General features: G+C 59.3%; 10 protein-coding genes and 2 pseudogenes. 5 read left to right on the top strand and 7 right to left on the bottom strand.

What is annotated here, in order from left to right; all coding sequences use genetic code 11:
* Nucleotides 1-680: 680 nt before the first annotated feature.
* Both cueR and NANH_RS0121125 read right to left on the bottom strand, forming a co-directional pair.
* Nucleotides 681-1,076, bottom strand: coding sequence for a Cu(I)-responsive transcriptional regulator (cueR, locus tag NANH_RS0121120; protein ID WP_027263831.1), 396 nt, complete (start codon nt 1,074-1,076; stop codon nt 681-683).
* A gap of 13 nt (nt 1,077-1,089) precedes the next feature.
* Nucleotides 1,090-3,597, bottom strand: coding sequence for a heavy metal translocating P-type ATPase (locus tag NANH_RS0121125; protein ID WP_027263832.1), 2,508 nt, complete (start codon nt 3,595-3,597; stop codon nt 1,090-1,092).
* Nucleotides 3,598-3,738: 141 nt separating this feature from the next.
* Between NANH_RS0121125 and NANH_RS0121130 the strand changes: the two genes are divergently transcribed.
* A complete protein-coding gene (locus NANH_RS0121130; RefSeq protein WP_027263833.1) occupies nt 3,739-3,945 on the top strand; it encodes a heavy-metal-associated domain-containing protein in 207 nt (68 codons plus the stop codon).
* A gap of 285 nt (nt 3,946-4,230) precedes the next feature.
* On the opposite strand, the pseudogene NANH_RS26810 reads toward NANH_RS0121130, so the two are convergent.
* Nucleotides 4,231-5,622 (bottom strand): annotated as a pseudogene (locus tag NANH_RS26810) (IS3 family transposase).
* A gap of 229 nt (nt 5,623-5,851) precedes the next feature.
* On the opposite strand from NANH_RS26810, the gene NANH_RS29845 reads away from it, so the two are divergent.
* Nucleotides 5,852-6,301, top strand: a complete 450-nt coding sequence (locus tag NANH_RS29845) for a hypothetical protein (protein ID WP_367889536.1) — start codon at nt 5,852-5,854, stop codon at nt 6,299-6,301.
* Here NANH_RS29845 and NANH_RS0121150 read toward each other — a convergent pair.
* From NANH_RS0121150 to NANH_RS28830, 4 genes are read right to left on the bottom strand one after another with little or no spacing between them, the layout of a single operon-like run.
* Nucleotides 6,272-8,368 carry a S8 family serine peptidase gene (locus tag NANH_RS0121150; RefSeq protein ID WP_027263835.1) on the bottom strand — a complete coding sequence of 699 codons (2,097 nt, stop codon included), beginning with the start codon at nt 8,366-8,368 and terminating at the stop codon, nt 6,272-6,274. The two genes, NANH_RS29845 and NANH_RS0121150, sit on opposite strands and share 30 nt — an antisense overlap.
* 27 nt (nt 8,369-8,395) lie before the next feature.
* A complete protein-coding gene (locus NANH_RS26820; RefSeq protein ID WP_051372533.1) occupies nt 8,396-9,583 on the bottom strand; it encodes a phosphatase PAP2 family protein in 1,188 nt (395 codons plus the stop codon).
* A 48-nt stretch (nt 9,584-9,631) separates the two neighbouring features.
* On the bottom strand, nt 9,632-11,422 hold the full coding sequence (locus tag NANH_RS0121160) for an adenylate/guanylate cyclase domain-containing protein (RefSeq protein WP_074920789.1): 1,791 nt from the start codon (nt 11,420-11,422) through the stop codon (nt 9,632-9,634).
* On the bottom strand, nt 11,413-11,664 hold the full coding sequence (locus tag NANH_RS28830) for a hypothetical protein (protein WP_139236612.1): 252 nt from the start codon (nt 11,662-11,664) through the stop codon (nt 11,413-11,415). The genes NANH_RS0121160 and NANH_RS28830 overlap by 10 nt, the downstream gene beginning before the upstream one ends.
* 355 nt (nt 11,665-12,019) lie before the next feature.
* On the opposite strand from NANH_RS28830, the pseudogene NANH_RS29395 reads away from it, so the two are divergent.
* The 3 genes and pseudogenes from NANH_RS29395 to mtoX form a co-directional block, all read left to right on the top strand.
* Nucleotides 12,020-12,156 (top strand): annotated as a pseudogene (locus NANH_RS29395) (integrase core domain-containing protein); the annotation flags it as partial.
* A gap of 163 nt (nt 12,157-12,319) precedes the next feature.
* Nucleotides 12,320-13,123 carry an IclR family transcriptional regulator gene (locus NANH_RS0121175; protein WP_027263837.1) on the top strand — a complete coding sequence of 268 codons (804 nt, stop codon included), beginning with the start codon at nt 12,320-12,322 and terminating at the stop codon, nt 13,121-13,123.
* A 33-nt stretch (nt 13,124-13,156) separates the two neighbouring features.
* Nucleotides 13,157-14,467, top strand: coding sequence for a methanethiol oxidase (gene mtoX / locus NANH_RS0121180; RefSeq protein WP_027263838.1), 1,311 nt, complete (start codon nt 13,157-13,159; stop codon nt 14,465-14,467).
* The last annotated feature ends 59 nt before the right edge of the window (nt 14,468-14,526 follow it).

Below are 14,526 nucleotides of genomic sequence, written 5' to 3' on the forward strand. Positions count from 1 at the left end.
TGGAAACGCAAATCTCGCGCTTCCATTGAGGTGTTCATAGCTGCCGGTGGCAGGGTCTGTCCAGAACCGCGAGCAGGATCTTTGGCAAAGGTGGTTCTGGCGCGCAACCTCGCTATGGCCTTTTCGTTGCTTGCGGCACTTGGCAGCCGTTTTGACATTCATCCCAAGTTCCCGGCTTAGCGCCGCGTTCGTAGCTTGCTCCTCTCGGGACATTGCCGCGCAATGCCCTGCCGGGCAGTGGAGCGCTGTATCGCTGCTCTGACGGCATGCGCGACCGTGGCGCAGCCATGACGAACCTGTCCCATTGTGCGTCCTTCCGGCCCAAAGAATAGATCGCTCTATCAAACCGTGGGATCAAACACCCGGTGCTGCGGGTATAGGTGGACGAGAGCAGCTCTCCGATGGGTATCGACGTTTTGGGGATTGATTCCTGCGCAGAGGCACTACGGGGCGTGAGCAGCGGCGAATCGCAGGCCCATTCAAAGAGTGTCAAGAACGCTCCGCCGGTTTGAATTCCGTCATTCCAGCGCGACCGAGCAACCAAAATGATGGCGCTCCTTGACGACAGAACCGTGGGCTTCAGTTCGCCCCGACATTCGCGGATACCGGCGACGTCAGCGTCAAGGTGAATCAAGAGCGGGTTCTGATGGGTTAGACATCCGGGGGGCTTTTTCAGTTATTCATCCTTGCCGCGCCATCGCCAGATCGGCCAGGATCGGGCAATTGGGACGGTGGTCGCCCGCGCAAGCATCAACGAGATGTGCGAGCGTTGCGCGCATCTCGGTCAGTTCGCCGATCTTATGGTCGATCTGTTGCAAGTGCTCTTCTGCGATTTGCTTCACCTCGGCGCTGGCACGGTCGGTGTCTGCATAGAGTTTCAACAGGTTCCGGCAGTTCTCGATGGTAAAGCCCAAGGCGCGGGCCCGGCCCAGGAAAGCCAGCTTGTGCACGTCGCTTTCCCTGAATGTGCGGTAGCCGTTGGCACTGCGCAGGGGGCTCACGAGGCCAATATCTTCGTAGTAGCGAATGGTCTTGGCTGGCAGGCCCGAAACACTGGCCACATCTCCTATATTCATGTTGGTTTCCTTTTCATTCGGCCGGGGCAGGTGACAGGGGCACCGTAGGACGAGTGGATTCCGTTTCGTCCATCGCGGGGCGGACACGGCGCAGGCGAAGCGCATTCGTCAGGACAAAGACCGAGCTGAGCGCCATGGCGCCCGCCGCCAGCACCGGCGAGAGCAGAAGGCCGACAGCAGGGTAAAGCACGCCTGCCGCCACGGGGATCAGTGCAACGTTATAGCCGAAGGCCCAGAACAGGTTCTGACGGATGTTGCGCATGGTGCGGGTCGAGATCTCGAACGCATTCACCACTCCACGCAGGTCACCCGACATCAGAACCACGTCGGCGGACTCGATGGCCACGTCTGTTCCTGTGCCTATCGCGATGCCCACATCCGCATGGGCAAGTGCCGGGGCATCGTTGATCCCGTCACCGACAAAAGCGATGCGCTGTCCGCCTCCGCTCAATTTGTCCAGCGCCGCGACCTTACCGTCTGGCAGCACGCCCGCGATGACATGATCGATGCCGGTTTCTCGTGCAATGGCGTCTGCCGTTTCGCGCTTGTCACCTGTGATCATGGCGACTTTCAGCCCCAGATCGTGCAGCACCCGGATCGCCGTTGCGCTGGCGGGTTTCACCGGATCGGCGACGGCGATCACCGCAGCCACACGTCCGTCGATGGCCGCGAAAAGCGCGGTGCGACCCTGCTCTGCGAGGCGGCGTTCTTCATCGGCCAGCATGCCGATTTCCAACCCTTCGCGCATCATCAAGCGGTCGGCCCCGACCAGGATATTGCGGCCAGCCACGTTTGCCCGGACGCCGTGTCCGGTGATGGCCTCGAAGCTTTCGATGTCGTACCGCGCCAGATTTTCCGCGCGCGCCGCCCGAACGATGGCGTCAGCGATGGGATGTTCCGACTGTGTCTCGACAGCAGCCACAAGAGCCAACACCTCGACCCTGTCGAACCCGTCGGCCAATACCAGATCCGTCAGTTCGGGGCGGCCCGCAGTCACCGTTCCTGTCTTGTCGAGCGCCACGACATCGACGTCCGTCAACTGTTGCAGCGCGTCACCCTTGCGAAACAGCACGCCCATCTCGGCGGCCCGGCCGGTCCCGACCATGATCGAGGTCGGCGTCGCCAATCCCATGGCACAGGGGCAGGCGATGATCAGCACTGATACGCCCGCCACCAAGGCATGGGACAAGGTGGGCGATGGGCCAACCAGGAGCCAGACGATCACGGTTAGTACAGCCAATGCCATAACGGCGGGCACGAACCACAGTGTGATCCGATCGACCATGCCTTGAATGGGTAGTTTGGCTCCCTGCGCCTCTTCGACCATGCGAATGATTTGTGCCAGCGTCGTGTCGGCGCCGACGCGTGTCGCCCGGAATTTGAAGGCTCCGGTACCATTGACCGTGCCGCCGGTGACCGGGTCGCCGGCCGTCTTTGCCACGGGCACCGGCTCGCCCGTAATCATGCTTTCATCGACACGTGCGTTGCCATCGGTCACCACGCCGTCCACTGCGATCCGCTCGCCGGGGCGCACGACGAGGATATCGCCGGTGCAGAGCCTTTCGATCGCCACATCCTGCAGCTCTCCGCCCACCAGAATCCGGGCACTGCGTGGCTGAAGGCCAAGAAGTTTCTGGATCGCGGCCCCGGTGCGTCCCTTGGCACGGGCTTCCATCCATCGGCCCAGAAGGATCAGTACCACGATCACCGCCGCCGCTTCGAAATACACAGCACGCGAGGCCTCGGGTAGCAGTGTGGGAGCGAAAAGAGCCGTGAGCGAATAGAGATAAGCCGCCGAAGTGCCAACCGCGACAAGGCTGTTCATGTCAGGTGCGCCCTTGAAGAGCGCCGGAAAACCGTTGGTATAGAACGCGCGACCAGGCCCGGCCAACACGACTGTGGTGAGCACGAACTGGATAAGCCAACTGGTCTGATGGCCGATTGTACGACCGATCAGATCATGCATACCGGGGATAATATGCGCGCCCATTTCCAGCGCGAACACCGGCAGGGTAAACGCCGCAGCCAAAGCCGCCTTTCGGGCCAGAACCCGCGCCTCGCTGTCTTTGCGGGCACTGCGATCCTCGTGCGCAGTGTCCTCTGCGGGCTCGGCCGGATAGCCTGCGTCCTTCGCCGCCTTCAACAAATCCGCAAGGCCCACCGCACCGTCGGCATAGGTGACCGTCGCGGTTTCAGAGGCGAGGTTGACGTTCACATTCAGCACACCCGGGACTGACCCCAGTGCCTTGTCTACGCGCCCCACGCATGAAGCGCAGGACATCGACGCCACATTCAAGCGCACGCTTTGCGTCCGGGCGGGATAGCCCGCCTGGTCAAGCGCCGCCATGACTTCGGAGATGCGAGCGGATGCATTAATCTGCGCCTGAACCGTCTCGCTGGCGAGATTCACGCGGACATCACTGACACCCGGCAGCGCGGAAAGCGCCCGTTCGACCCGCGCGACGCAGGAGGCACAGGTCATGTTCTGCACGGAAAGCCGAAGGGTTTGCGGGTCTGACATCGACACCTCCTGGGTTTGCTCAACCGCTAGATAGGGGTTCCATCTGCTGGAAGGTCAATACGGTTGAAATATTTTTTGCCCAGCCCTTGACCTTCCCGCAGTGGAAGGCCTCACCTGAATGAAAGTTTGAAGGAGACAGACATGACCAGAATAAGCGTTCCTGATATGAGCTGCGGGCACTGCACGACTGCAATCGAGAAGGCGATCATGGCAATCGACCCAACCGCCAGGGTTTCATGCGATCTTGGCACCCACAGTGTCGAGGTGGAAAGCTTTCTGAGCGAGCGGGCGATATCAGAAGCAATCCGCAGTGGCGGTTTTGAAGTGACTGCGCCGACTGCGATCTGACATAAGAAATGGTGCCGACGCCTCCGGCACCATTTTAACACCTGATTTGACGGCGTGTTTTATCGACGTCCCGCAGCATTTCGACACGTGACTCCCGACTCCCGCTGTACCCGTTCGACAAAGGCCGAACCAGGTTGTCACCGATCATGAAAGACGGCGCTCTTTTGAAGCTGAACCTTAGGACCGGTGCGTGACAGAGGTGTCCACAGCTTGTCCGTCGTCAGAGGTTTTGGGCCAGTTGGCGGCCTGAGCTAAGAGAGGTTCTGGCTCATCTTTTTGTTGCGATTATGCGGCGGATTTGCGGTGAAGCAAGCGTCGCGTTTCGATGGTCTTCCGTTTGATCCTTTCTCGTTGTTTCAGAATGGTCTGGCCGCGCCCGAAATAGACATCGGCCGGGGTGAGGTTTTGCAGGCTCTCGTGATAGCGCCGGTGGTTGTAATGATCGACAAAGGCATCGATCTGATGCCTGAGATCACCGGGCAGGTAGTAGTTTTCCAGCAAGATGCGGTTCTTCAAAGTCTGGTGCCATCGCTCGATCTTGCCCTGAGTTTGCGGGTGATACGGAGCGCCTCGAACATGATCCATCTGCCGGTCCTTCAGCCCGTCGGCCAACTCGCTGGAGATGTAACTGGACCCGTTGTCGCTGAGCAGCCGTGGCTTGTGCAGGACCGTCGCCCGATCACAACCCGAAGCCTGCAACGCGAGATCCAGCGTGTCGGTCACATCGCCCGACTTCTCGTCGTGCAGAGCTTCCAGGCGATGATGTAGCGGCTGTAATCATCGAGGATGGTCGACAGATAGAACCAGCCCCAGCCGATGACCTTCAGGTAAGTGAAGTCGGTCTGCCAGAGTTGGTTCGGCCGAGTGGTCTTGTCGTGGAACTCGTCTGCGGCTGACAGAACCACATAGGCGGGGCTGGTGATTAAGTCATAAGACTTGAGGATGCGATAGGCTGAAGCCTCTGACACAAAGTACTTTTCCGTGTCGGTGAAGCGCACAGCCAACTCGCGTGGCGACAAATCGCTTTCCTTCAGGGCCAGGTCCTTGATCTTCTCTCGAACCGGCTCGGGAATGCGGTTCCAGACCCGTGACGGCTTGGGACTGCGATCCTCAAGCGCCTCGGGACCACCGGACAGATACCGGTCATACCAGCGATAGAAGGTGGTCCTGGGAATGCCCAGCTTGCCTAGCGTTCGTGTGGTCGGGAGATGCGACCCTTCGACGAGGCGAATGATCTCCAGCTTTTCGGATGCGGGATACCTCATTCGTCGTCGCCCCCATCTATTACCCGGCAGGCGAATGCAAAGCATTCTGCCGAGAGGGCGCGATTATGCTTTTTTTGAGCAACCGAAGTTCAAGGGCCTGTTCGGAAACCACTTCCTTCAGATCGCGTGCCTCACGGCGCAGGTCTTTGAGCTCGGTCGATGTCGCTGCGCGCGCCGTGTCGCCCGCCAGACGTTTCTTCCCAGCTTCGAGGAACTCCTTGGACCAGCTGTAATACAAGCTCTGCGCTATGCCCTCTCGCCGACACAGCTCTGCAATGCTGTCCTCGCCCTTCAGGCCGTCCAGCACGATCCTGATCTTCTCTTCCGCTGAATACTGCTTGCGGGTGGCTCGGCGGATGTCTTTGACGACTTTCTCGCCGTGGCTCTTACGTGTTCCGGGTTTCTGTCTCATCTCCACTCCTTGGTGGTTACGATGTGCCAGAAACCCTCTCTTATCAAATCACCCTAAACTGTCCCAATGGCGCTGACCTCAGACAATTTGCAACGCTTTTCGTTCATAGAGGTCACAGACGAGGCTGTACGGCTGCGATGATGTTCAACGGCCCCCCGTGGATCACGCCCCGCAAGTTGCTCTGCGGGAAGGCGCACAGGGGGTAATGCCCAATTGAACTCAACAGGCGATCGAACGGGCGAAACGTCTGCAGTTGCTATGGGTTGTCGTCGCCACCGAATTCGGTGGCCGCCAAGAGTTGTGTGAACGCAATCATGCAGACAACTACGAGAGCATTCGCATAGAGACTCTGCCGAGCGCGACTGCCTCGGGTGACCTGTCCGATATACAGACCTTGGCCGCAGATTGTATGGGCAAATATGATCTGTCCGGTTGGACGGCTGACGCCCTGCTTGTCCCCGATGATATCAACATCGCCGACGCAGGACGATTCAGGGTATGGAGCGAGGACCAGGCTCAATGGCCGCCCTTCTGTAATGAAAGTCTCTTCAGACCCGCATGGATCTCTGAGCGGGATGTGCATCGGTGCGCATGGCATTGCCGTTGGTGTGGGCGGTTTTTATGGCTCTGTGTCCGGCAAGGCAGAATGCTAGGCTTCGGGCCGTGGGCGGCGCTGTGAACCAAAGGGGGGATCAACGTTCATATGACCCTTGCCTGCTCGCACCTCTGGTAGTTTGGGATGCGACGTGGCCATGTCTCGGATCAGGGTGCGGCCATCGTGTTTTGACGGACGAAGCTCTGCCGCGATCCAGCGCACGGCCTGCGGGGCGGCGACGCTTGTGCCGCGCATTGCCACCAGAGAACCGCTGTTTGATCCCGCGCTCAGCACCCCGGCCAGCACTGGGCTGTCGTCCGTGGTGGCGGAGGCATCGGGTCCCATTCGATCCGGATTATCGGTCGGCCCACCAGAGGAATACGCAGCTATTGTCCGATCCGGTTGTACGATTCCTGCCAGCACCGCCGGCGCGCTTGCGCAGGCAAACCCGCTGATTGTACCGGCGCGGCGCACCAGGCCCGGATCCGCAGGGTCATAGCTTAGCGGCTTGCCGATAAGTGCAGGCAGATCGAAGGGCGATACAGCGACACCAGGGCGGTAGAAGCGGACATAGTCGGAATTGTCAAAGTAGGACTGGCGACCGAAATCGGGAAACCCCGGCAGCGTCTCGTCTCGGGCGATCCAGGCTTCAAGCCGCAGATCGTCCGCGCTTTGTCCCAATTCAAGCGTCAAACGCCAGACACCGGCCGGGGCCAAGGCGACAATGCGATCGGCGGCGGCCGTCGGGCGGATCGAAATCGTGAACCGGCTGCGCAGTGTCGGATGCAGCGGTCCGGTGAAACTGACATGGCCAATCTTTGTCCCGTCCTTTGCCGTCAAATGCGCTTTGGCACCCGGAACGCATTCGACAGTAACCGAGTGCGCGATTGCCGGATGATCGACACTCAGCGAAATCGAACCGACCGGCGGGACCGCAGCGGATTTTGGCAACCAGATCTCAACGGACGAGACCGTCAAATCCTCCGGTTGCACGCGCCAGTTCAGATCTGCGCGCGGATACCGCGCGGTCAGATCGACCTGCGCGTGGCAACGGGACAGGTTGCCATTCCCCGAAGGCAAGACCACGGCACGAATGTTGGTCGAACTCGACTTAAATCCCTTTCCCAGCACTTCGGCCATCTTGCCGGTCCCATCGTGCGGTCCGGAAAAATCGCCAAAACTGAAATTCACGACCACTGGGGGACGATTGCTGGTCAGACCTATCGTGAACCGCTTGGCGGCCCGGCGGATGAATTGCAGCGCCTGCTTGATCGCCGGGCTCATATTTGCGCCCGAGACGTCCCGCACCAGATTGGTCGGTAACTGCACCGCAATGATCGGGCGCTTGTCGAGCAGGTCAGCGTCTTTCGGCTCGAGCCCTGCGGCCAGCCCCATCACATGGGTGCCGTGGGAAATCCGGTGCGCCACCGGGTTCAGGCCGTGGCGGGGCCAGTCGATCAGGCCGATCTGCGCATAAAACGTGGCCTCGTCCAGATGATCCTCATGCATGTTCAGCGCCAGAAGAGTGTCGATCCCGCTCCGGAACCAATGCTGCGGCGGCGATGAAGGCGTCGTCGCACCGTCCATGTTCCAAAGGAACGCGACGCGGGTCTTATCAAGAGCAGTGCCGCTGCCACGCTTTCGGAAAAGGTTGTGTCCAACTGCGATACCGCTGTCGATGACCGCGATGACCGCCGCCCCTTCGGGAAGTTGCTCATGGATATGTCTCAGATTAAGTTCTGGGCCATCGCGAAAATAGCGCAGCATATCGGGGCTTGCGACCCCGCCCAGGTCCAACATGCTGACTGGCGCGTCACTGTCGACTTGGTTGATGAGATTGAGAAGCGCGCGCTGTGCGACGACCGTGACCGAGTTCGTTTCCGTCTCCAGAAGGCTGTCGGGATAATAGTATTCGGGTGGAACAAACAGCTGGTCGATGAACTGTGAGGGGATCCAATCCATGAATTCCTCAAGGGAACGGGGGCTGCCATCCTTGTTCGTGCCGAATTCCAGCGCGGCCAGCCACCAGATTTCATCCGCGCTTGGTTGATCGGGCGATGTCAGCAGATCGTCCAGCGCATTCAGCCGGAACGCTGCTGCCGGGTTTTTGAACTGTTCGGGCTTTGGATCGGAATACCATTTCAACGACATGTCAGACTCCCTTCCTGCTCAGCCGGGTCACACCCCGGTCCATTCGGCTTTGGCCTGCGCCCAAAGCCAACTCAGCGGCAGCGCATTCACCAGGTTGGCGCCACCGACGAACGGTGCCTTCGCGACATAGAGAATATCGTCCGGATTTTTCGCCTCGAGCTGTCCGGGGCTGGTCAGTCCGTCCGCAGAGTAATACTCGCGCCAGTTGAAATCTCGCTCTTCGGGGTACTCAGTGCCGTCGAAAAGCCAATGGTCGACAGGACTTCTTGCCAGGCAAAGATCCACGAAATATCCGCCCAGGGTCAGGCCCAGCACTGCCCCTGCAACGCTGTCGACCGGAAAATGCACCCCGGCGACGGTACGATTGATCGCTATCCGCGCCGCCTGGCGCATGAACATGTCGCCCCAGCTTGGGGCCGCATAGGGCGTGCTGCCGGGGCTGGCGGTGTTTGCATCCCGCAGCAACAGCCACAGTACCCGCGCCAGCAAAAAGGATTCGGTGGCATGTCCGCTTGGCAGGCTGTCATGTGTCGGTGTCAGGATCATCGGCTGAATCTGGGGCGAAAACTCGATCGGGCGTTTACAGGCCAGCGCGTATTTGACCCGCATCTCGACAAAATTTGCCAGCCAGTGCGCGGTTGCCAAAAGTTCCAGCGAATAGGGCGTACGCTCGGGGTGGAGAAAGGCGATGCTACGAAGAAACTCGGTCGGCGACCCCAGCTGTGCGACGATTTCAGTCGCCCGGTCAGGGCGCAGGTCGGAGTAGTTTGCGACCAGATCCAGCTGCTTTTCAAAGACGCCGATGCCCGGTCGTTTCAACGTGACCAGCGGTTTGTATGCGACCACCGGATTTCCCGCATCGGAAATCTCCGTGGCCCACACCCGTGCAGCGTCGTCATGATAGGTAAACCCGATGCGGGCACCCAATTCCTGAGCGTAGATGCTGGCCCGGACAAGCGGCGAGAGGCGCTTGAGGTGGCTCACCTCTTCTTCGCCGTTCTGCGAAACCGTGCCGGAACCGACGGGAGTCCAGACCCCTGCAATGCCGTCGCGGTTCGAAATCAGAGAGTTGACGACAAGAGGAGAATCCGCGGGTGGACCGCCAAAGGCTCCAAACGCGCCGAAGGCACCTGTTGCACCGGCTCCGCCGAAAGCACCAAACGCGCCAAACGCTCCGAATGCGCCTTCCTGGAAGTTCTTAATGTCGCTGGTCATGTGAAAGCTCCTTATTGTCAATGCAATTGATGTCGCTCGTAAAACCGCTCAGTTTTCGGGGATTCCTGCCTCTTTCAATGATTGCGCAAAATGTTGGCCCACCGGGTAGCGGGCGCTGGGGGATCCCTTTTTCCAGGAGTCGACCGTCAGGCCCGGCTGTAATTTCAGCAGTTTGCTGGCGGTTTGGCGGCCTTCCTCCTCTCGTCCCAGGCGCATTTCAGCTACCGCTTTCATGCGCAAGGTTGAGGTATGCATGCGATTCAGGCGCAAGGACTGCCGGGTCAGTTCCAGCGCGCGAGAATAATCTTCGTTTGCCATCGACGCACCGGCCGCCATGGCCAGAAAGAAGAACCGGTTCGGGTCGAGCGGGGCCAGATGCATGGCGCGTTCAGTGTCGCGCACAGCCAATTCGCCCTTGCCTTGAAATCCGTGAAGCATCCCGCGCAAAGATCGTCCCGTCGGCTCGTTGGGATTGATTTCCAACGCATGATCATAGCGGTCCAGCGCTTCCTCGAGATCGTGTTTGAGATTGGTCAGGGCAAACCCCTCGGAAACCAGCGCGGGGACATTCAGGGGATCGATCCTTAAGGCGGTTTGTGTCCGATCGAGCGCGCGTTTTGTCTCGCGTTCGACCGAGTCGGCCCAACCCTGCTGGACCTTTAGAACATGCCAGCGGGCCATCCAGGCATAGGGTTCCGGTGCGTTCGGCACCCGTTCTATCAAATGCCGCAGCAGTTCGCCGGCATAGTCGAAATCGCGGCGTGACAGCCGGTGCATCAGCGCAACCGCTCCCATCAGGATCGAATAGCTCTCCAGCGTCGGCATCGGCTTGGATTGGGCGCGGTGCATCTCGGTCGCGACGATGGCCTGATGAATGTCATAGGCCAAGGACTGAAGCGCACCATCCTTGCCCAGCAGCATCGCCATCTTGTTCGTGAGGTCTTGCGACCAGATAACCCGCCCGGAACGTACATCTGCCAGTTCTACGTTCAGCGTCACGTTCCGATCGTCGCCGACATAGGTTCCCGATAACACAAAGTCCGCACTCAGCGCCTGACCGACCGCTTTCAGAGAGTGAGCCGAAAAGTTAAATCCAGCCGATGAAAGCCTTGAAATCACGTGCAGATCGGTGGAACGTGACAATGCACTGATGATGTCCTCAGCAATGATCTCGCCGAGCGCGATTTGCCTCTCGGACCGGCTTTTTGGGGTGAACGGAATTACGGCGATGGTTGGCAGCAGATCTTCGGCGACCAGCATCGGAAGCGTTTGCAACGATGTGCCCTGAGGATGCACCAGAAAGGCGCGTACTGGGTGAGCGAGATTTTTGAGGTAACATTCACCTAGATCCTCGAAATCGGCATGCACCCCGTCGGTCACTGCATCGCGGACATCCGCCGATGTCACGATTTGACCGGCACGTGCCAATGTCATCAGCCGCGCCGCAAGATTGACCTGTTTGCCAAAGATGTCGCGCTCGGGGCTGCGGATCACCTTGCCGACATGCATTCCCATTCTCATCTGAATTTGTGCCGCTGGCGCCAGACCGGTGTTCATGAGGCTGACCCGGTCCAATATGTGAAAGGCGGTTGTAATGGCATCTTCGACGCTGGGAAACTCCAGCAGCAGTCCGTCGCCCATGCGCTTGACGATCCGCCCGGTCGTACGGGCCTGCAGATCGGCCTTCAGCTCATCGACAAAGCTCAGCCAGCGGGCAACGACACCGGTTTCGTCGGCTTCGATCAGGCGAACAGAGTCCACGATGTCCATAAAAAGGACAGCAGTCGACACCTCCGCAAGCTGCGCCAGATGCCGGGCCGTGGTCTGGCCTATAACCATTCCCGCTTCCATTGCCCAATTCCGTATGCCAAATCACTTGTCAAAATATCTTCATGAACAAATATGACATTAATTGCAGGATTCTGGAAGGAAATGAACCGCAGGTTGTATTGACTGAAGGCATCGACCTGAAATCCGTATTGCATCGGCAAGGGTTCGGCCGAGCGGCGAAATGACTTGGCCCAATGCCACTTTACAGGAACATGTGCCATCGAGCCGAGCGCGTCCGTGAACACTGACATCCACACCCCAGCCCTGAGTTCTGCGGATTACCTGGGCGCGGATTTCCATGGGAAAGGCGCATACCCATCGTCGAAGAGCATAACCAGACCAAATGGATTCAGTAGGATATAGAATTTGGCGTAATGGCGTGTGGTCATATCCTGTTAGGGCGAGGCTAAAACCTCTCGTGCTCTGAGCGGGTCGGAACAGACTGAGCGGCGCGGATCGTGTGCGCTCAGCGATCCCATGGACGGTAAGATGCTCTACGACAGCGCCGGTTCGCAGGCACTGGAACCGGTGGACCGCATCCCGGATGAGACGGCGATCCTGTCCGGCACCTGCCTGAGACGCACGCGCTGACGGATCTGTTTACCCTGCGAGGGCTTCAAGGGACGGATGCGGGATGAAGTGCTGAACGGTACAGTATTCCATTCGCTCCGTGAGCCCAGATCATTGTCGAAAGCTGGAGAAAACGCTATAATACCAAGCGACCCCACAGTGCACTGGACTGACGCCCACCTGTGCCAGAGGCCATCGTCCCGACGGACCAAAGGCCTACCTATGTACCAGCTTTTGACTTGGACCACTCAAGCGGGGCCGCTGGGGTGACAAGGATTTTCTTTTCTGAATCGAATTCTCATATTATGATATAATGGTCTGGTATTTGGGAATCACATGCAAGAACGGCTCATACACCTGCTCGAAGCGATTGCCGGAGCCTCTGCGCCGGTGAGTGTCAGGGACCTGATGGAAATCACCGGATTGCCCAAGGCGACGATCTACCGGAATGTCGCCTCGCTGGTGGACTGTGGCTTTCTGGACGAAACCGACGGTGGCAGCCGTTATGTGCTGGGCATGCGTTTCGTGCGGATCGCTCTGACCGGTAAGGCAGACAGTCATGTGATCAGGGCCGTCGCGGCCATGATACAGAAAACCGTGAACGATCTGGGTGAAACGGCGTTTTTTTCCCGCTATCGGGGCGGTCGGGTGGATATTGTGGCGGTGGAAACCCCCAGTGATCCGGCGGTGTCGCACATCTATCCCGGGCTTGGGCCACGACCGGTACACGCCTGTTCCTCGGCCAAGGCGATTGCGGCCTTCCTGGCCCCCGATCTGCGCGAGGAGCTGATGGATGTGGCTCCGATTAGGTTCACCGCAAAAACGGTCACCGATCTCGGGTTGCTGGAAAAGGAATTGAGCCAGGTTCGCCGCTATGGCTTTGCGGTCTGCGAAGGTGAAATCGACGAAGGTGTCACCAGCGTGGCGGTTCCGGTCAAAGTGGATCGGCTGGGATCGGTGTTCAGCATCGGGGTTGTCGGACCGTCATCTCGGATCACGCCACAGATCCAGAACCGAATTCTGCCGGTTCTGACCGCCCAGGCACAGCGGGCCTCGGCGGCGGTACAGCAATGCAGCGTTCTGGAAACAGCACCGGTCTATCCGGAGCCCGAAATCTGGCGGGATAGACAGCCGTCATAGAAACTAAGCGATCATGTCAACGAGGAGGAAACCATGAAAAGAAGAGAATTCGGAGGAATGGCTGTATCGGCCCTTGCCCTGACGGCGATGCCGTTCAGTGTCTCGGCGGATGAGACTTGCCAGTCACCCTACATGCCGATGATCACCGGCCATGAGGAATATGTCTATATATGGACGCTGGGCGTCGAGGGCATGGGCGATGAACAGGACAAGATGGTCACCGTCGACCTGCGCCCGAACTCCGACACACGCGGGCAGGTGATCAACTCGGTCTCGGTCGGTGGGCGTAACGAGGCGCACCACGCCGGGTTCAACTCAGACCGGCGCTATCTCTGGGCTGGCGGGCTGGATACCAACCGGATCTTCATCTTCGATGTGCATTCCGATCCGTCCAAGCCCAGCCTGCACAAGACCATCGACAGCTTCGTCAAGGATTCGGGCGGCTGCGTTGGCCCACACACATTCTTTGCCCTGCCGGGGCGGATGATGATCACCGGTCTCAGCAATGATGAGGATCACGGCGGGCGGACCGCGCTGGTCGAATACAACGATGACGGCGAATACGTCGCAACCTACTGGATGCCCACCGCCGATGACATGCAGGGTGCTGTCGCTGCTGACGGCGCCGTAGCCGACGGATACGGCTATGATGTGCGCGCCCTCATTCGCAAGAACATCATGCTGACCTCGTCCTTCACCGGCTGGTCGAACTACATGATGGATTTCGGCCAGATGCTGGGCGATGCCGAAGCGATGAAGCGTTTTGGGGGAACCATGGTTCAGTGGGATCTGCACACCCGTCAGCCCAAGAAAGTGTTCAGCGTCCCCGGCGCGCCGCTGGAGGTCCGCTTCCCCTGGGGACCCAATGCCAACTACGCGTTCTCGACCACCGCGCTTACGTCCAAGCTGTGGCTGATTTACGAGGATGACGCGGGCGAATGGCAGGCCAAAGCGGTTGCCGATATCGGCAATCCGGCGGATATTCCACTACCGGTGGACATCTCGCTGGCTGCCGATGACCAGACGCTGTGGATTAACAGTTTCATGGATGGGACAACGCGGTTGTTCGATGTGTCGGATCCGCATAACCCCAAGCAGATCTACGAGAAGAAGATCGCAAGCCAGGTCAACATGGTCAGCCAGAGCTGGGACGGCGAGCGAGTTTACTACACCTCGTCGCTGCTGGGCAACTGGGACAAGAAGGGCGCCGACGACGCCCAGTATCTCAAGGCCTATAAGTGGAATGGCAGCGAACTCGTCGACGATTTCGAGATCGACTTCTACGAAGCGCAGCTGGGTCGCGCTCATCTCATGCGTTTCGGCAGCGCGGCGCTCTATAGCTGATCGCGCGTTCGGCGCAATGTAAACCCCCGAGGCCCGCTACGGTGGGCCCCGGGATCCCA

The sequence above is a fragment of the Sedimentitalea nanhaiensis DSM 24252 genome (assembly GCF_000473225.1).
Taxonomy (GTDB): Bacteria; Pseudomonadota; Alphaproteobacteria; order Rhodobacterales; family Rhodobacteraceae; genus Sedimentitalea; species Sedimentitalea nanhaiensis.